The sequence below is a fragment of the Streptomyces sp. NPDC088733 genome, assembly GCF_044751185.1.
GTDB lineage: Bacteria > Actinomycetota > Actinomycetes > Streptomycetales > Streptomycetaceae > Actinacidiphila.
On record NZ_JBIVLH010000007.1, the window covers coordinates 357,494 to 374,711 of the forward strand.

Here is a 17,218-nt window from a genome sequence, read left to right on the forward strand (position 1 = left end):
AACGTAAAAGGGTGGAAATATTCCATTTGCGGTACTTCGTGGCCGTGGCGGAGGAGCTGAACTTCTCGGCGGCGGCACGTCGACTGCACATGGCCACGTCACCGCTGAGCCAGCGGATCAAGGACCTCGAGCACGAAGTGGACCACCGGCTGTTCGAACGCGACACGCACAGCGTCACCCTCACGCCGGCCGGAGAGGCGCTGCTGCCGATCGCGCGGGACGTGCTGGAGCAGATCAATTCCGTTCCGTGGCGGCTGCGCGAGGCCGGCGCGCCGGGACGCAGCACCATGTTCGTCGGCATACCCCTCGGGGTGCACCCCCGGGTGCGGGACCTCGCCGACACGCTCTGCGAGCGGGTCCGCGAGACGTACGAGCTGAGGTGCTGGCCCGGCTCCTCCAGGGCGCTGATCGCCGGCGTCGGCGAGGGCAGGCTCGCGCTCGCACTGGTGCGGCTGCCGGTGACCGACCCGGCCCTCGACCTGCTGCCCGTGATGTCGGAGAGGCTGGGAGCGGTGGTGCCCGCGGACCGGTTCACCGGCCGGGACTCCGTGGCCCTGACCGAACTGGCGGACCTCAGCTTCATCGTCGCCCCCAAGGAGGGCCGGCCCGCGTACTTCGACGAGCTCGACCGGGAGATGTCCGAACGGGGGGTCAGGAAACGCATCGACCTCACCGACACCGACTACTCGGGCATCGCCGAGATCGTCTCCGGCGGGATGGCTTTCTACTTCTCCCTGCTCGACGCGGAAAGCCCGCTGCACGGGTACGCGAGGAAGAACACACGGGTCCTGCCGTTCACGGACTTCGAGCGCCGCCTGGAAACCGTGCTGGTCTGGCGCCGCGACCGGGCCTCCGGCGGCGACCTGGACGAACTCGTCGACGCGGCCCGGGAGATCTTCGCCGAACCGCTCCACGTCTGAACCGGGCGGGACCCCGAACACGACCGGAGGAGCAGCGATGACCACCAGCGAAGTCCTCGTCCAACAGGCCGGTTCGGCCCTGCTGATCACCATCGACCGCCCGCAGGCGCGCAATTCGGTGAACGCGGCGGTGGCCGCCGGGCTGGCCGCGGCGCTGGACGAACTGGAGGCCGGCGCCGAACTGCGCGTGGGTGTACTGACCGGGGCCGGGGGCACCTTCAGCTCCGGAATGGACCTCAAGGCAGCCTTGAAGGGCGAGTCGCCCACCGTCCCGGGCCGCGGTTTCGGCGGCCTGACGGAGGCCGCGCTCACCAAGCCGCTCATCGCCGCGGTGGAGGGCTACGCCCTCGGCGGCGGCTTCGAACTCGCCCTCGCCTGCGACCTCGTCGTCGCCGCCGAGGACGCGAAGTTCGGCCTGCCCGAGGTCACGCGCGGCCTCATCGCGGCGGGCGGCGGTGTGATCCGGCTGCCCCAGCGCATCCCGTACCACCTGGCCATGGAAATGCTGCTCACCGGCGAACCGATCAGCGGCGACCGCGCGGGCGAACTCGGCCTGGCCAACCGGGTCACCCCGCCCGGCAAGGCGGTCACGGTCGCCCTCGAACTCGCCGAACGCATCGCCCGGAACGCCCCGCTCGCCCTGGCCGCGGTGAAGGCCCTCACCCGCGCCGCCAACGGCACACCGGAGGCGGAGGCGTTCGCCGTGCAGCGCGAGCACATGGCCACCCTGATGGCCTCCGCCGACGTACGCGAGGGCATGACCGCCTTCGCGGAACGCCGGCCGCCGCGGTGGACCGGGAAGTGAGTCGTCCTGATGCCCCCTCGAGCCGCGGCCGGAGGCGCCCGCCCGTCAGGACGAGGACGTGGTCGCCCGGGGCTCTTGAGCGTCGGGATCGACGAAGGCAAGTGCCCGCCTGATGCCGGGAAGACAGTCCTCGGGGTAGGTGTGGCCGAGTCCTGGCAGGACCTCCAGCTCGCTGGGGACCCCGTGGGAGGTGAGGAAGTCCGCGAGCCGGCGCAGCTTCTCGCATCGCACACCACCGTCATCCGTCGCGCCGACCATGAGGTAGCCCCGCAGCGGAATGCCGCTGCGACGCCGCATCTCGAGCAACGGCAACCTGCCTCCGGACGGGCCGTACGCGGACCGGCCATTGCGAGCAGCACGAAACCGCGCGCGGGAACGGTCCCGTCGAGCGCCGCACGCAGTGCGGTTTCGGCACCCATCGAGAACCCGGCGACGATCAGGTGGTCCATGTCCAGCTCGCGTTCGGCTGTCAGTGCCGCGTACTGCCCGCGCACATCGCGCAGCGCGATGTCTTCGTCGTCCCACACAGCGCTGTTCCGCGCGATCCACTGCGACGACTGGACCGCCACCAGCAACCGGCCGTCCTGCACGACCCCTTGCCAGCCGCGCACCGCCTCGCGCGTGCTCTCACCGTTGCCGTGCAGGGTGACGACGGCACGGTGAGGCCCCGCCACGGCCCCCTGTCCCACGACGAGGCTGCGTGCCGGCACGCAGGCTGCCCGCTGTCGAGCGGCGCTCACGACCGCCGCCTCCTCGAAGCCGGCGGTCCCCTGCAACGGCCTCCAGGACGGTGTGCGGCGCAGGAGCACCTCCCCGTACCAGTGGCCCCGGTCCAGGGCCTCCCGGATGAGCGCGACAGCGAGAGCCGCTTCGCCCACCCGCGCGGCCGCACAGGACCGGAGGTAGTAGACATCCGACTCGCGGTCGGGGAACCGGGGCCCCTCTTCCGTGAGGAAGCGGTACGCATCAGCGTATCGGCGCTCGTCCGTCAGCTCCCGCACGCGCTCCCGAAGCCTGTGGAATCCGGGCGGCACCCTCCCGGTCCCCCCGGTGCGCACGCCGCCCCTCACCCGCGGACGGCGCGCAGTCGTTCGTGCTGCTTGCGCGCGAGTGCTTCGGGGACGGAGGCAGGTTCGCCGTTGCCTTGGGGGAGCAGGAATTCGGACAAGGTGCCGCCGGTGCGGACGACGGATTCGACGTTGCCCTTGCCGTCCGGGGCGATGGTGTTGGTGATCAGGTACGACACCGCGTCGTCGCCCTCCGCCGGTGCGGGGACCTGCCGCACGTCGAACCCGTAGGTCCAGCCGGCGGCCGACGTGGCGCTGAAGTGGCCGCACTTGGGCAGCGCCGTCTTCAGGTCTGCAATCCAAGCCCGGGCCTCGTCCTCGGCGTGGCTGCTCAGTGCCACGCTCCCCGAGGCCGTCCCGCCGGTCCCGGGCATGTCCAGCGTCTCCCACACCTGCGCCCGGCGGGCGTGGCGGGGACGGACGCTCATCGTGTCGGCGATCGGCTGGCACGCGGCGGGCGTCGCCGTCACGATGTCGTCCGGGTCGAACAGCGGCAGCCCCGGCCCGATGTCGACCGCCAGTCCCGGCACGTCCGCGTTCCGCAGCAGCGCCTTGGTCAACTCGGCCTTGGTCAGGGGCTTCTCGTCCACGGCCGCCCCGGCCTTCGGGCTGCCGCCGCACGCGGCGGACACCCCCACCGTCGCCACCAAAGCCGCGGAGACGGCCAGTTGACGTACCAGATCCCGCACCGCGGGTTCCCCCTCGCCACCTCACCGGGGGCGCCGCCCCCGTTCCCACGTTCCGGGCGGTCACGGTAGCAGTCGTCATGATCATTCAGCGGGCTTGTCCGTGGCGGCGGGCAGACTGCGGTGCATGACTCCGGTGACCGCACGAGACTATGCCTGGATACGTTCCGTTCCGTGGTTCCTCTGCGGGATGGACGTCGGGTACACCCTGACCCTGGCGCGGGGCGTCGCCGCGGCCGACGTGCTGCGGGTGATGGGGGCTGCCCCCTTGGGGCTCTGTACAGGAGCGGACGCCCTGATCGAGGAGCAGGACGAGCTGCGCGACCCCGAGGACGACTGGGACGACTCCTTCGTCGCCGGCGCGTTCACCGTCCCGGGCGATGACGGCGACTGGACGCTCGTCCTGAGCCTTGGCGAAGGGGGCATGGGGATGCAGTCCCGCTTCCTGGAGGCCCTGTCGGTGGGTGGACGCGCCGTGGTGCACTCCAGCAACGGCGGCAAGCCCATGCATTTCTTCCACTGGTACGAGGACGGGGAACTCCGGACCACCTTCGAGTGGCCCGCGGTCAGGACCGGCAGTACCCCCGACGACCTGGTCCCGTTGATGCGCGAGGTCGGCTTCGCGGTGTCGAGGGAGGACGAGGAGACGGACGGGCGCGTCGACATCAAGGCGGCGGCCTTCGCCCTCGCGGAGCGGCTGACCGGGGTCCGCCTGACGGAGCGACTGCTCCGGGACGCCGAGTACCGCCTCGGGCACGTACCCGAGGAGCCCGCCGAGGAGTGGACCGCCGTCGTCGTCGACGTCCCCGGCGCCCAGGGAAGTCACCCGTGACAACGCCGCGGGCCTTCCGCGCCGGCTCCCTGACCCGGTTGACGGGGCCCGGTGTCCTCGCACGTGCGTCGGACACCGGGGCGCGCTCATCGCGTCGGCTGCGTCTGCACCGTCTCGGGGATCGCCCCCCGCTCGCGCAGCGCTGTGATCTCGGAGGGATCGAATCCGAGCTGGCTGAGGATCTCCTCGTTGTGCTCGCCCAGGTCGGGCGCCCGCTTCGCCGTCACCTTCGGTACCCCCCGGAGGTTGACGGGGCTGCTGACGGTGTAGTCGAGGCCGATGACCCCTTCCAGCGGGACGACGATGTCGTTCGCCCGCAACTGCGGGTCCTGCGCGGCCTCTTCGGGTGTCTGGATGAGGCTGTAGTTGATGCGTTCGCGGGCCAGCGCGGCCTTCCAGTCGTCGAACGGCCGTGAGCGGAACTCGGCGTCGAGCAGCTCGCTGAGGGCGGCGGCGTTCTTGGCGAAGCCCTCGCGGTCGGAGAAGCGCGGGTCCTCCACCAGTTCGGGGCGCCCGAGGGCCCGCGACAGTGCGGGCCAGTGCACGGAGGAGGTCGCCAGCATGATCCAGCGGTCGTCCGCGGTCCGGTAGGGGTTGGACAGCGCGTTCGCCGGCACGGTGCGGTCGTGCAGCTCGAACGGTGTGCCGTCGGCGAGGGCGCCGGCGATGAGCGTTCCGGTGGCCCAGACGCCCGTGGCGAGCAGTGACGTCCCGACGTCGGCCCCGAGTCCGGTCCGCTCGCGGCGGTACAGGGCGGTCGCGATCGCCGCGTACACGGCGATCGCCGACGAGTAGTCGCCGCTGCCCCACACCGGCACCGTCGGCGGGCTGCCCGCGTCCCGGGTGGAAGCCAGCAGTCCGCTGCGCGACCAGAAGGCGGTCAGGTCGAAGCCCGGCTGCCGGGCGTCGGGGCCGGTGTCCCCGAAGCCGGTGAGGTCGGCGTAGACGACCCTCGGGTTCCAGCCCGAGACCTCCTCGTAGCCGAGGTGCAGCTTCTCCCGGGTGCCGTGCGGGAAGTTGGTGATGACCACGTCGGCCCACCGGACGAGGCGCTTGAGCACCTCGAGGGTCGCGGGGGACTTCAGGTCGAGCACCATGCCGCGCTTGTTGCGGTTGGCGAGGTGCCAGCTGTAGTTGGCCTGCGCCATGGGGCTGGGCGGGACGGAGCTGAGGAGCCGCTGCGGGTCGCCCTTCCCCGGGGGTTCGATCTTGATGACGTCCGCTCCGAAGTCGGAGAGCACGGCGGCCGCGGCCGGTCCCGCGATGTAGGTCGCCGCGTCGAGGACCTTCAGGCCGGTGAAGACGGATTCCTCGGTCATCGCCGTCACCCCACGAAGGCACTGTGGCCGGTGATGGACTTGCCGACGATGAGGGTCTGCATCTGGTGGGTGCCCTCGTAGGAGTACAGGGCCTCGGCGTCGGCGAAGAACCGGGCGATGTCGTAGTCGAGGAGAATGCCGTTGCCGCCGAAGAGCTCGCGGCACCAGGAGACGACCTCGCGCATACGGGCCGCGACGTACTCCTTGGCGAGCGCGGACTGCTCGTCGCGGTACACGCCCGCGTCCTGGAGCCGGGCGAGCTGCACCAGCATGCCCCAGCAGGCGGTGATGTTGCCCAGGCTCTTGACCAGGAGGTCCTGCATCAACTGGAACCCGGCGATCGGGCGGCCGAAGGCGACACGCTGCTTGGCGTACTCGAGTGCGAGCTCGTAGGCGCCGATCATGACGCCCAGCGACTGCCATGCCACGCCGCCGCGGGTGCGGCGCAGGATCTCGCCGACGTCCCGGAAGCCCCTCATGTTCTTCAGCCGGTTCGCCTCCGGCACCCGGCAGTCGGTCAGGGTGATCTCGGCGTTCTGCACGATCCGCAGCGCGATCTTGCCCTCGATCTTCGCCGGCGAGAAGCCGGGGGTGCCCTTCTCGACGACGAAGGCCTTGACCTTGTTGTCGTCGACGTCACGGGCGAAGACCACGGTGTAGTCGGCGAAGGTGGCGTTGCCGATCCACTTCTTCGCGCCGTTGATGACCCAGGTGTCGCCCTCGCGCCTGGCGGTGGTGCGCATGCCGCCGGAGACGTCGGAACCGCCGAGCGGCTCGGTCAGCGCGAACGCGCCGATCTTCTCCATCGTGGCCATGGGGGGCAGGAACCTGTCGCGCTGCTCCTGGTCGCCGCCGTAGTAGACGGAGTAGAAGCCGAGGCCGTTGTGGACGCCGAAGAAGGTGGCGGTCGAGGCGTCGACGCGGCCGAGTTCCACGGCGACCATCCCGCTGAGCAGGTGGCTGACGGCCTGCTTGTGCTCGCCGTAGCCCTCGTAGGGCAGCGCGGCCAGTCCGCTGCTCCGGAACTTCTCGATGTACTCGACGGGGAATTCGGCCTTGGCCCAGTACTCGTTGACCAGCGGCTTGATCTCCTTGCTCAGGAACGCGCGGGCCCCGAGCAGGATCTCGAGCTCCTCGCCGGACAGCAGCGACTGGTACATGTAGAAGTCGGCCTCCAACTGGTCGTCCACCTGGGTGAGGGGCGTGGCGTTGGTGGTCATGTCAGTTCTCCTTGTCGTGCTGTGTACGGCGGACGTCGTCCAGGGCGGCCAGGACGGCAAGTTGCTTGCGGTCGCGGGCCTCGGCGAGCTCGGTGTACGGGGTGCCGGCGTAGGCCTTCTCCACCGCCTCGATGACGCGCTCCCGGTCCTGCGGGTCCTGCGAGGGCTGTCCGAGGTCCAGTTGCTGCATGGACTGGCCGATGTGCTCGCTCATGTGGCGGTAGCCGCCGGGGCCGCCGCCCAGGTGCGATCCGAGGAACGGCCCGACCGTGGCCCAGCGCAGGCCGAGCGAGTGGGTGACGACGGTGTCCAGGTCCTCCGGGGACACCACGCCCTGCTGGACGAGGTAGACGGCCTCGCGGCTGAGCGCGCTCTGGAGCCGGTTGCCGACAAAGCCGGGCATCTCGCGGCGTTCGACCACGGGGGCGCGGCCGACGGAGGTGTAGAAGGCGACAGCCGTCCGCACGGCCTCCTCCGTGGTGCGTTCACCGGGTACGACCTCGACGAGCGGCACCAGGTGGGGCGGGTTGAAGGGGTGTCCGACGAGGACGCGTCCGGCGTCGTCGAGTTCCGCGGTGAAGGCGGTCGCCGGGATCGCCGACGACGAGCTCAGGAGCAGCGCGTGCCCGGGAGTCTCCCGGATCAGCCGGGCGAACAGGTCCTTCTTGAATTCGAGGCGCTCGGGCCCGTTCTCCTGCACGATGTCCGCGTCCCGGACGGCTTCGGTGATGTCGGCCGCGAGGTGCACGCGGTCGGCGAGACCGTCGGTCTCCAGGCCCTGTGCCGCCAGGTGCGGGGCGAATTCGGAAAGCGCCTCGTCGGTGGCCTCCCGCAGGTCGGGGCGGGGATCGCTGACGTGAACGGTGAGGCCGTGCGCGGCGAACAGCGCTGTCCAGGACAGTCCGATGGTTCCCGCGCCGATCACGGCGGCGGTACGGAAGGGGCGTGTCATCACCCGTCCTCCTTCAGGTGGTCGAAGACCGGATCCGCAGGCGAACGTGAGGTCGGCCGGATTCCGGCACCGTCTCCCGGTTGCGCTCTGCGCGTTTTCTCGTCTCGTCCGCAACGCTAGGGAGAACGGCAGCGCAACGGAATTATCGAACCGGAAAAGGCGACATGACCGCAGCGGTCACACCACCGCGGAATTTACCGGGCGACACTTTCCTTGAATCGGGGCGCGGGAAATGGGATTTCCCCCGGGAATTCCACCGCACCGCTCGGATTCCCGCGCAACCGGCGTTCCGCCCGGTGCCGCACGGGCCACCGGCCGCCGATTGGCTCTCGACCGGGGCCGGCGTGCCGCATGAGGCTGGACGCCTGCCGTACAGGAGGCGTTGTGATGCAGGTAGCCGTGGTCACCTTCGACGGGTTCAACGAACTCGACAGTTTCATCGCCTCCGCGTTGATCAACCGGTGCCGCAAGGACGGCCTGGAGGCCTTCATCACGACACCGACGCCCGTCGTCACCTCGATGAACGGCGTCGAGGTGAGCGGTCAGCGCTCCCTGGACTTCGTGGCCGATGCCGACGTCGTGCTGATCGGCAGCGGGGTGAAGGCGCGCGAAGTGGCCGCCGACGACCGGCTTCTCTCCATGCTCCCACTGGACCCGTCCCGTCAGCTCGTCGGTTCGCAGTGCTCGGGCGCGCTGGTGCTCGCGCAGCTCGGCCTGCTGGGTGGCATGCCGGTGTGCACGGACATGAAGACCCGGCCGTTCGCGGAGGCCATGGGCGTCACCGTGCTGGACGTGCCCTTCCACGCCGAGGGGAAAATCGCCACGGCCGGCGGGTGCCTGGCGTCGCAGTACCTCGCCACCTGGGTGATCGGCAGGGCGCTCGGGGAGAGCGCCGTCCGGGACATCATCGGCTACGTGGCTCCGGTCGGCGAGAGCGAGGAGACCGTCGAGCGCGCCCTGCGGACCGTCCGGGCGGGCGAGGCGGCCCTTCGCTGACCGACGTCGCGGGACGGGCCGTGGACGTCCGCCGGGGGCCCGCTCAGCCGGCGGCCGTGACGCCGGTCTCCGCGCACGCGGCCGCGAAGCGGCGCACGCCGTCGGCGATCTCGTCGGTGCCGGTGGTGTCGGCGAAGCTGAGGCGGACGTACGGGCCCGGTGCCTCGGCGGCGAAGTAGGGACGGCCGGGGGCGACGGCCGTACCCGCGCGCAGTGAGGCGGCGGCGAGGGCCGTCTCGTCGGTGCCGTCGGGCAGCCGCAGCCAGAACTGGTAGCCGCCAGTGGGCGGCCGGACGGCGGCGGCGAGGGCGGGCAGGTGCCGGTGGAGGGCCGTGAGCATCGCGTCACGGCGCTCGCGCAGTCCCGCGGAGACCGTACGCAGGTGGCGCGGCCAGGCAGGGGCACCGACGAGTTCGAGGGTGGCCTCCTGGAGCGGCCGGGGCACGAAGAAGCTGTCGACGACCTGGATCGCGCGCAGCCGCTCCATGACCGGCCCCCGGGCGACGAGGGCGCCCACCCGCAGGCTGGGCGCGGTCGGTTTGGTCAGCGAGGTGACGTGGACGACCGTGCCGTACGGGTCGTCGGCGACGAGCGGCGGCGGGAGCGGCCCGCCGTGGCCGAGGCGGCGGGCGAAGTCGTCCTCGACGACGAACGCGCCGGCGGCGTGCGCGATCTCGGTGACGTGGCGGCGCCGAGCGGCGGCGAGCACGGTGCCGGTCGGATTCTGGAACAGCGGCTGGCAGAAGAAGACCCGGGCGCCGGTCGCGGCGAAGGCCTCGGCCAGCAGGTCGGGCCGTACCCCGTCGTCGTCCATGGGCACCGGTACGGGCCGCAGTCCCGCGGCGCGGGCGACCGCCAGCGCGCCCGGGTAGGTGGGCGACTCCATGAGCACCGGGGCGCCGGGCGGCGCGAGGGCCCGCAGGGCGGTGGTGAGCGCCGCCTGTCCGCCCGCGGTGACCAGGACGTGGGCGGGGCCGAAGTCCCCGCCGGGGCCGCCGGTCTCGCGGGCGAACCAGGTGCGCAGCGCGGTCAGCCCCTCCAGCGGGGGCCGCTCCCAGGCGCCGGGGCGGCGGGCGGCACGGGCGAGGGCGGCGCCGAGGGCCTGCTCGGGCTGGAGGGACGGGTGCAGGTAGCCGCCGTTGAAGGCGATGACGCCGGGCGGTGGCACCGCGAGGCTCGTGGTGACCCCGGAGGCGTCGACGACCCGCGGCGCGGGCTCGCCGTGCGGCTCCTCCGCGGTGAGGGCCACCTGCTGCCAGGAGGTGTCGAAGGTGCGGGCGTCCCCGGCCCCTTGCTGCGCGCGATAGGCGCCGGCGCCGGGCCGGGTGACCACGAGCCCTTCCGCTGCGAGGGCGGCGAGGGCCCGGGAGACGGTGACCGGGGAGACCCCGAACCGTTCGACCAGGGCACGGCTGGACGGCAGCTTCTCTCCGGGAGAGTAGCGGTGCAGCTCATGCCGCAGGGATTCTGCGAGACTGCGTGAACTGCTACCGTTGTTCATGACAGCACAGAATAGCGCTACTACCCGCATGCGGATAGCGGTCACCGGTCGCGCAACGACGCCGGGCGGGTCGCACGGCGGCACGGCTCTCGGCGGCACGGCCCTGGCGGGCCTCGGCGTCGCCGCCTTCTCCCTCACCTTCCCCGCGACGCACTGGGCACTGACCGGCTTCGGCCCCTGGACGGCGGCAACGGTCAGGGGCGTCCTGGCGGCCGCCGTCGCCGGTGTGTGCCTGGCGGTGGCGCGCGTGCCGGTGCCGCAGCGGCGGCACTGGGCGGGGCTCGCGGTCGTCACGGCCGGGGTCGTGCTGGGATTCCCGCTGCTCACCACGCTGGCGCTGCGCACCACCGGCACCTCGCACGCCGCCGTCGTGGTGGGCGCGCTGCCGCTGGTCACCGCAGCGTTCGCCGCCGTACGCACCGGGGCGCGGCCGTCGCCGCTGTTCTGGACCGCGGCCGTCGCGGGCGGCGCGGTCGTGGTGGGGTTCGCGCTGTGGCAGGGCGGGGGCGCGCCGACCTCCGGCGACCTCTTCCTCTTCGCGTCGCTGGTGGTGTGCGCGGCGGGCTACGTGGAGGGCGGCCGGCTGGCCTCCGTGATGCCCGGCTGGCAGGTGATCGGCTGGGCGCTCGTGGGGGCGCTGCCGCTGACGGTGCCCGCGGCGCTGGTCTCCCTGACCGCCGAGCCCGTTCATGCGGACGTCCGGGCCGTCGCCGGGCTGGTGTGGGTGTCGCTGGTGTCGCAGTTCCTCGGGCTGATGGTCTGGTACCGCGGGATGGCCGCGATCGGCGTCGCCCGCGCGAGCCAACTGCAGCTCGCGCAGCCGCTGCTGACGCTCGTATGGGCGGCCGCGCTGCTGGGCGAGGACCTGGGGGCGCTGACCGCGCCGGCGGCGGTGGCGGTGCTCGTGTGCGTCGCGGTGACGCAGCGTGCCCGCAGTTGAACCGGCACCGCGCCCCCCTATGCCCCCATGCGCGGGGGTTCGCGCCGCCGGGCGGGGGCATCCTCGGTTCAGGAGCCGAAGGGGGTCGGGTCATGCACGGACCACCGCTGGTGGCCTGGCTGCTCGTGGCGCTGGGTGCGGCGACGGCCGCCTACTGCCTGGTGCGCACACGGCCCGGGTGCCCGGGTACGACACGTGAGGAACGCGAGCAGCGGAGCGCGGCGCGGGCCGAGGCGCTGATGGGCGCCGGCATGGCGGTGATGGCGGTGCCGGTGTCGGCCCTGGACCAGCCGCCCTGGGCGTCCGCGGTCCTCGCGGTGGTCTTCGGTGTCGCGGCGGTCCGCTCGCTGCTCCTGGTCCGGCGGAACGCGCACCATCTGCACCACGCGGTGGGCGCGATCGCGATGGTCTACATGACCGCCGCCATGGAGGGCGCCGGCGGCTCGGCGCACGCGGGGCACGGCGCAATGGGCGCGCCCCTGCTCACCGGACTGCTGCTGCTGTACTTCGCGGTGTACGTGCTCGCGGCGGGCGTGCGCCTGGTGTCGGTCCCGGTCACGCCGGCGACGGGCACGGCAGGCGCGGTCGCGGTCCGGCACGCGCCCGAGCTCGCCTCGGCCTGCCGGGTGTCGATGGGGATCGGCATGTTCGCGATGCTGCTGACACTGTGACGGGACGCCGTGCCGCCGTGACGCCCGTGAGGCGTACGTCACTTTAGGGCGCGGCAGCGTACCGGGGGGCCGGGCCGCCCTCATAGTGTGGCGCCATGACGGTCCCGCTGGTGCTGCTGCTGCTCGGTGCGACGGCGGCGGCCACGGCGCCGCGTCTGCTGACCCGGGCCGGATGGCCGGAACGCGAACCCGTCCTGGCCCTGTGGGTGTGGCAGTGCGTGGTCGGCGCGGTGCTGCTGTGCTGCTTCCTGGCGATGGCGCTGAGCGCGTGCGCCGCGTGGCAGTGGCTGCGCGGCGGGCTGTTCGCGTTCGCGCCGAGCGGGGTGGTGGAGGCGTACGGGCTCTCCGGCCACGGCTCCTGGGCGGGGTATCTGGCGGTGCTCCTGGCCTGCGGCGGCGCCTGGACGGGCGCCATGCTCGCCCGCGAGATCCGTACGGCGCGCACCCGGCAGCGCCGGCGGCGCGCGGAACTGCGCGTGCGATCGCCGCGGCTGCCCGGCGAGGCGGCGGCCTCCGGCGAGCGGCTGGTCGTCCTGGAGGACGAGCGGCCCGAGGCGTGGTGGCTGGCCGGGCAGCGGCCCCAACTGGTCATCACCACGGGCGCCCTGCGCCGCCTGAAAGGCCGTCAACTCGATGCCGTCCTCGCGCACGAGCAGGGACACGCCCGGGCCCGGCACGACGTACTCCTGCACTGCGCGGGCGCGCTGGCGGCCGGTTTCCCGCAGATCCCGGTCTTCGCGGGCTTCCGCCACCAGGTGCACCACCTGATCGAACTGGCCGCCGACGACATCGCCTCGCGCCGCTTCGGCGGGCTCACGACAGCACTCGCCCTGGTCGAACTCAACGAGGACCGCGGGGTGTTCGGCCCCGGCCCGGCTCTGCAGGGCCATCTGCCCGGCCGGGTCAGCCGGCTGCTCGACCCGGCGCCGCGGCTGACCCGGCTCGGCCGCGCGCAGGCCTCCGCGTGCGCCCTGCTCATCCCGTTCGTCCCCCTCCTCGTCGCGTTCGGCCCCGGGATCGGCGCCCTGACGTAGTCTCGGGCGCATGCACGCCCCACCCGCCCCCGCCGTCAGCCGGGGCGGTGGCCCGCGCGCGGTGTGCCTGCGGTACTGCGCCGCGACGGCCGCCGTCTTCCTGCTGCTCCTGGCACTCGTGGCGAGCCGGTGGACCCCGCTGACGGACGCCGACCGCCGGATCGCCGTCGCGTTCCACGCCTTCGGGGTCCGCCACCCCGGCTGGACCCGGGTCAACCGGGTGCTGTCGGACCATGTCTGGGACCCCTCGACCCTGCGGGCCCTGCTGGCGGTCTGCCTGCTCGTGCTGCTGTGGCGGCGGGCCGGGCGGCAGGCGCTGTGGCTCGCCCTGTGCGGCGTCCTCGGCTGGGTCCTCCAGCAGGCCGTCAAGGCCGCCGTGGGACGCCCCCGCCCCCACTGGCCGGACCCGCTCGCCACGGCGCCCTATGCGGCCTTCCCGTCGGGGCACGCCATGACGGCCGCCATCAGCTGCGGCGCCCTGGTGTGGGTGTTCCGTCTGCGCTGCCCGGGGGCCGGTCGCCTGCCGCGCGCCGCCGTCTGGTCCCTGGCCGCGGTCTCGGTCGCCGGTGTCGGCCTCACCCGGGTCTACCTGGGCGTCCACTGGCCCAGCGACGTCGTCGGCGGCTGGCTCCTCGGGGCCGCGGTGCTCACCGGGACCGCGGCGCTCTGCCAACCCTGGCGTACGCCGGCGCCGCCGCCCTGACGTAGGCACGCGGCGTCCTTCGCGCCTACCGTGGGAAGTGGAAGGGGCGGGCACACGGCCCTTCGTTCGTGGGCGCCCGCGGTCCCGACGTCAGGGAGCACCACATGTCGCGAGAATCCAACCTCTCCATCCTGGAGCACTTCGGCTCGGCGGTGAACGACGGCCGGCTCGGCGAGATCGACTCCTATGTGGCACCCGGTTCCGTCGACCACGACCCGGCGCCGGGCCAGGTTCCGGGCCCCGAGGGGTACGAGGAGATGTTCGCGGGGATGCGGACGGCCTTCCCCGATCTGCACATCGACGTCGAGCACGTCCTGGCCACCGACGAAGAGATCGCCTTCGCGTACACCGTCACCGGTACCCATCTCGGCGAGCTGATGGGGCACCCGCCGACCGGCCGGACGGTGAGCTACCGGGGCATGCAGATCAGCCGTGTCAAGGACGGCAAGCTCGTCGAACGCTGGGGCAGCAGCGACGAGCTGGGGATGCTGCGGCAGCTCGGCCTGGCCGACTGACCCCGCCGGACGCAACCGGCCGGACAGCCGCGGTTCGGCCCGGTGTGACCGCCCCGTGACGTCCCCGCGGGGCGGGTCGGGGAGGATGCCGGACATGACCATCAAGGGATTCATGTTCGACTTCTCCGGGACACTGCTGCGCGTGGAGCCCACGGAGAGCTGGCTGCGTGCCGTCGTCGCGGAGCTCGGCATCCCGCTGGGGGAAGGGGAGTCGGCGGCCTGGGCGGAGCGCCTGGAGCACGTCGGCGCGCTGCCGGGCGGTGTCGGTCCGCGGCGCGTTCCCGCGCATCTGGCCCAGGTGTGGGAGGAACGGGACCTGTCGGCCGCTCACCACAGGGCCGCCTACACCGGCTTGGCGCGCGAGGCGGAACTGCCGTGGGACGGCGCCCATGACATCTATGACGCGCTGTACGAGCGGCACATGCGGCCGGAGGCGTGGACGCCGTACCCGGACACCGCCGAGGTGCTCGGTGAGCTGCGCCGGCGCGGGGTGCCGGTGGCCGTGGTGAGCAACATCGGGTGGGACCTGCGGCCGGTCTTCCGCGCGCACGGCCTCGACGGCCTCGTGGACGCCTTCGTGCTGAGTTACGAGCACGGAATGCAGAAGCCGGACCCGAGGCTGTTCGCGATCGCCTGCGAGGCCCTGGGCCTGCCGCCGGAGCGCGTGGCCATGGTGGGCGACGACCGGCGCGCGGACGGCGGCGCCGCGGCGCTGGGATGCACCGTGCGCCTGGTGGACCATCTGCCGGCGGAGCAGCGCCCGGCGGGGCTGCTGCCGGTGCTGGAGCTGACCGGCTGACGAGGACACGGGCTCGGGTCGCGACCCGGCGGTCCCCCGCGCCGCCGGGTCGCGGCCCGATCCCCGCGTTCCCGCCCGAGCACAGGGCTCGCGCAAAGCCGGACCCCGAGTACATTGGCCCGGAGCCAGTCAACGCAGGAGTAAAGCATGTCCCCTCGGCGACCGTCGGTCAACGAAGAGATGCGGCGCCGTTCGCGGGAACGGCTGTTGCGGGCGACCGTCGAGCTGGTCGAGGAACGCGGCTACGAGGCCGCGACCCTCGGCGACATCGCCGACCGGGCGGGCACGGCACGCGGGCTGGTCTCGTACTACTTCCCGGGCAAACGCCAGTTACTTCAGTCGGCGGCCCACCGGCTGATGCACACCGAGCTGTCCGCGGCGCTGGAGCGGCAGCCGGTCGCCGCCGACGGACGCGAACTGCTGGCCCGCGCGATCGACAGCGTGCTGGGACTGCCGGGGCGGTTCCCCGTGCTGATGCGCGCGCACATGGCGGGCATCCTGCAGACGGCCGGCTTCAGCGAGTGCGCCGAGCGGCAGCGCCTGGCGGAGCTGCTGCGCGGGGCCGTGGAGGCGTGGGGCTCCCCCGACCCCGAGCCCGACTACCGCATGCTGCGGGCGCAGTTGATGGGCGGGGTCTTCGCCCAGCTGATCCCCGGCGCGCCGATGCCGCTGCCCCATCTGCGGAAGGACCTCTTCCGGCGCTACGGACTGGACTGGGAGCTCGGCGTGCCGCCGGGCGGCCCCGAAGAGCTGCCACCCGGCGGCACACCACGGTCCGACCCCGCTCAGCGGTAGTCGGGCTGGGTCTGCACGTTGAGCTCGGCGAGCCGGATACCGCGGGCGCTGTCGGTGCGCCGGTCGGAGATCCGCAGGACGTCGAAGCCCTTGGCGATGTCGTTCGAGTAGATGTAGCCGTTGTAGTAGTAGGCGCTCCAGGAGCCGCCGAGCACCAGCGAGTCGGTGGACAGCGGACCGCGCTCGAAGAAGCCGATCTCGCGGGGACGCGAGGAGTCGGTGAAGTCCCAGACGGACAGGCCGCCCTGGTACCAGGCCTGGACCATGATGTCGCGGCCCTTGGCCGGGATGAGCGAGCCGTTGTGGGCGACGCAGTTCTCGGTGTCCGCCTGCATGCGCGGGATCTTGTAGTAGCTGCGGAAGACGAGCTTCGGGTGGCCGTGCTTGCGGACGATGTCGTAGATGCCGTCCGCGCCGCGCTGCGGACCGACCAGCGCGTTGCACTCGGCGGCGCCGCCGCCGCCGAGTTCGTCGGTGAAGACGACCTTGGTACCGCGCTCGTTGAAGGTCGCCGAGTGCCAGAACGAGAAGTTGACGTTGTCCTGGACCCGGTCGATCACCTTCGGGCGCACGGGGTCGGAGATGTCCATCAGGATGCCGTCGCCCATGCAGGCGCCCGCGGCGAGCCCCAGCTTGGGGAAGGCCGTGATGTCGTGGCAGCCGGTCGTCGCGCTGACCCGCCCCTGGGTGTCGGTGGGCGGGACGCCCGGGTTGCCGCCGTCCGGGAAGAGGACGGGGAAGCCGGCGAGGGCTGCCTTCTCGGGGTGCGAGCGGGGGATCTTCACGACGGAGATGCCGTCGTGCGGGGGCTGGCAGTCCGGGAAGGACGCGCTGGGCGCGTACGAGGAGACGTACACGAACAGGTCGCGCTTGCTCGGCACCAGGGTGTGCGTGTGGGAGCCGCAGTTGGTCTCGACGGCGGCGACGTAGCGCGGGTTGGCCTTGTCGCTGATGTCGAAGACCTTGATGCCCTCCCAGGAGGACTTCTCACTGGCGGACTGGCTGGTGCTCGCGCACGAGTTGTCCGAGCGGGAGGAGTCGGTGGAGAGCACCAGCAGGTCGCCGGAGACCGAGACGTCGTTCTGCGAGCCGGGGCACAGCACCTGGCTGACGACCTTGGGGCTGGAGGGGCGGCTGATGTCGTAGACGACGAAGCCGTCGTAGTTGCCGGCGAAGGCGTACTTGCCCTGGAAGGCGAGGTCGGTGTTGAAGTTGGTCAGGGACTGCTTGGGGATGTTCACCAGATGCTCGACGTTGGCGCTGGTCACGACCTCGTCGACGCCGGGTATCGCGCCGTCGGCGGTCGCCGGCGCCGCGGCCCCGAGGCCGAGCAGCATGAGCGCCGCGGCCACGAGGGCCGCGAGGCGTCTGGGGCGGGTGGGAGAAGTCCTTAAACGCGTCACCGCGTCCTCCAAGGTGTGCGGTCAACATGAAACGATGAAACGACCAAGCCGAAGTATGCT

18 protein-coding genes and 1 pseudogene are annotated in these 17,218 nt (G+C 72.3%); 11 read left to right on the plus strand and 8 right to left on the minus strand.

The annotated features are described in order from the left end of the window. Window positions 1-11: 11 nt before the first annotated feature. Window positions 12-920, plus strand: coding sequence for a LysR family transcriptional regulator (locus ACIP64_RS16200; protein ID WP_401586438.1), 909 nt, complete (start codon window positions 12-14; stop codon window positions 918-920). Window positions 921-957: 37 nt separating this feature from the next. Next, window positions 958-1,725 carry a crotonase/enoyl-CoA hydratase family protein gene (locus ACIP64_RS16205; RefSeq protein WP_401586441.1) on the plus strand — a complete coding sequence of 256 codons (768 nt, stop codon included), beginning with the start codon at window positions 958-960 and terminating at the stop codon, window positions 1,723-1,725. 45 nt (window positions 1,726-1,770) lie between these two features. Here the strand turns inward: ACIP64_RS16205 and ACIP64_RS16210 are convergent, their stop codons facing one another. From ACIP64_RS16210 to ACIP64_RS16220, 3 genes and pseudogenes are all read right to left on the minus strand, one after another. After that, on the minus strand, window positions 1,771-2,022 hold the full coding sequence (locus ACIP64_RS16210) for a hypothetical protein (protein WP_401586443.1): 252 nt from the start codon (window positions 2,020-2,022) through the stop codon (window positions 1,771-1,773). A 428-nt stretch (window positions 2,023-2,450) separates the two neighbouring features. After that, a pseudogene (locus ACIP64_RS16215) lies at window positions 2,451-2,795 on the minus strand (hypothetical protein); the annotation flags it as partial. Then, on the minus strand, window positions 2,792-3,481 hold the full coding sequence (locus ACIP64_RS16220) for a hypothetical protein (protein ID WP_401586445.1): 690 nt from the start codon (window positions 3,479-3,481) through the stop codon (window positions 2,792-2,794). The pseudogene ACIP64_RS16215 and the gene ACIP64_RS16220, both read right to left, overlap by 4 nt. A gap of 124 nt (window positions 3,482-3,605) precedes the next feature. Here ACIP64_RS16220 and ACIP64_RS16225 point away from each other — a divergent pair, with 124 nt between their 5' ends. Beyond that, entirely contained in the window at window positions 3,606-4,310 is a 705-nt protein-coding gene (locus tag ACIP64_RS16225) for a DUF6461 domain-containing protein (protein ID WP_401586447.1), read from the plus strand. A gap of 86 nt (window positions 4,311-4,396) precedes the next feature. Here the strand turns inward: ACIP64_RS16225 and ACIP64_RS16230 are convergent, their stop codons facing one another. From ACIP64_RS16230 to ACIP64_RS16240, 3 genes are read right to left on the minus strand one after another with little or no spacing between them, the layout of a single operon-like run. Then, window positions 4,397-5,629 (minus strand): CaiB/BaiF CoA transferase family protein, encoded by a 1,233-nt coding sequence (locus tag ACIP64_RS16230; RefSeq protein ID WP_401586450.1) that lies wholly within the window; start codon window positions 5,627-5,629, stop codon window positions 4,397-4,399. A gap of 5 nt (window positions 5,630-5,634) precedes the next feature. Continuing rightward, a complete protein-coding gene (locus ACIP64_RS16235) occupies window positions 5,635-6,849 on the minus strand; it encodes an acyl-CoA dehydrogenase family protein (protein WP_401586453.1) in 1,215 nt (404 codons plus the stop codon). Between the two features lies 1 nt (window position 6,850). Beyond that, window positions 6,851-7,801, minus strand: a complete 951-nt coding sequence (locus ACIP64_RS16240; protein WP_401586455.1) for a 3-hydroxyacyl-CoA dehydrogenase NAD-binding domain-containing protein — start codon at window positions 7,799-7,801, stop codon at window positions 6,851-6,853. A gap of 387 nt (window positions 7,802-8,188) precedes the next feature. Between ACIP64_RS16240 and ACIP64_RS16245 the strand changes: the two genes are divergently transcribed. Then, complete coding sequence (locus tag ACIP64_RS16245) at window positions 8,189-8,797, plus strand: DJ-1/PfpI family protein (RefSeq protein WP_401586458.1); 609 nt, start codon at window positions 8,189-8,191, stop codon at window positions 8,795-8,797. Between the two features lie 43 nt (window positions 8,798-8,840). On the opposite strand, the gene ACIP64_RS16250 is transcribed toward ACIP64_RS16245, so the two are convergent. Continuing rightward, on the minus strand, window positions 8,841-10,298 hold the full coding sequence (locus ACIP64_RS16250; RefSeq protein ID WP_401586461.1) for a PLP-dependent aminotransferase family protein: 1,458 nt from the start codon (window positions 10,296-10,298) through the stop codon (window positions 8,841-8,843). Between ACIP64_RS16250 and ACIP64_RS16255 the strand changes: the two genes are divergently transcribed. The 7 genes from ACIP64_RS16255 to ACIP64_RS16285 all read left to right on the plus strand — a co-directional run bounded on the left by ACIP64_RS16255 (window position 10,297) and on the right by ACIP64_RS16285 (window position 15,755). Further along, on the plus strand, window positions 10,297-11,238 hold the full coding sequence (locus ACIP64_RS16255; protein WP_401586464.1) for a DMT family transporter: 942 nt from the start codon (window positions 10,297-10,299) through the stop codon (window positions 11,236-11,238). The two genes, ACIP64_RS16250 and ACIP64_RS16255, sit on opposite strands and share 2 nt — an antisense overlap. Before the next feature lie 92 nt (window positions 11,239-11,330). After that, complete coding sequence (locus ACIP64_RS16260) at window positions 11,331-11,909, plus strand: DUF5134 domain-containing protein (protein ID WP_401586466.1); 579 nt, start codon at window positions 11,331-11,333, stop codon at window positions 11,907-11,909. Between the two features lie 95 nt (window positions 11,910-12,004). Next, window positions 12,005-12,943, plus strand: a complete 939-nt coding sequence (locus ACIP64_RS16265; RefSeq protein WP_401586468.1) for a M56 family metallopeptidase — start codon at window positions 12,005-12,007, stop codon at window positions 12,941-12,943. A 10-nt stretch (window positions 12,944-12,953) separates the two neighbouring features. After that, window positions 12,954-13,646: a phosphatase PAP2 family protein gene (locus ACIP64_RS16270; protein ID WP_401586471.1), complete on the plus strand. Its 693-nt coding sequence runs from the start codon at window positions 12,954-12,956 to the stop codon at window positions 13,644-13,646. A gap of 104 nt (window positions 13,647-13,750) precedes the next feature. Beyond that, window positions 13,751-14,161, plus strand: a complete 411-nt coding sequence (locus tag ACIP64_RS16275) for an ester cyclase (protein WP_401586473.1) — start codon at window positions 13,751-13,753, stop codon at window positions 14,159-14,161. A gap of 94 nt (window positions 14,162-14,255) precedes the next feature. Then, window positions 14,256-14,960: an HAD family hydrolase gene (locus tag ACIP64_RS16280; RefSeq protein ID WP_401586476.1), complete on the plus strand. Its 705-nt coding sequence runs from the start codon at window positions 14,256-14,258 to the stop codon at window positions 14,958-14,960. A 147-nt stretch (window positions 14,961-15,107) separates the two neighbouring features. Next, complete coding sequence (locus ACIP64_RS16285; RefSeq protein ID WP_401586479.1) at window positions 15,108-15,755, plus strand: TetR/AcrR family transcriptional regulator; 648 nt, start codon at window positions 15,108-15,110, stop codon at window positions 15,753-15,755. Here ACIP64_RS16285 and ACIP64_RS16290 read toward each other — a convergent pair. Continuing rightward, on the minus strand, window positions 15,746-17,092 hold the full coding sequence (locus ACIP64_RS16290; RefSeq protein WP_401586528.1) for an LVIVD repeat-containing protein: 1,347 nt from the start codon (window positions 17,090-17,092) through the stop codon (window positions 15,746-15,748). The two genes, ACIP64_RS16285 and ACIP64_RS16290, sit on opposite strands and share 10 nt — an antisense overlap. Window positions 17,093-17,218: the final 126 nt, after the last annotated feature.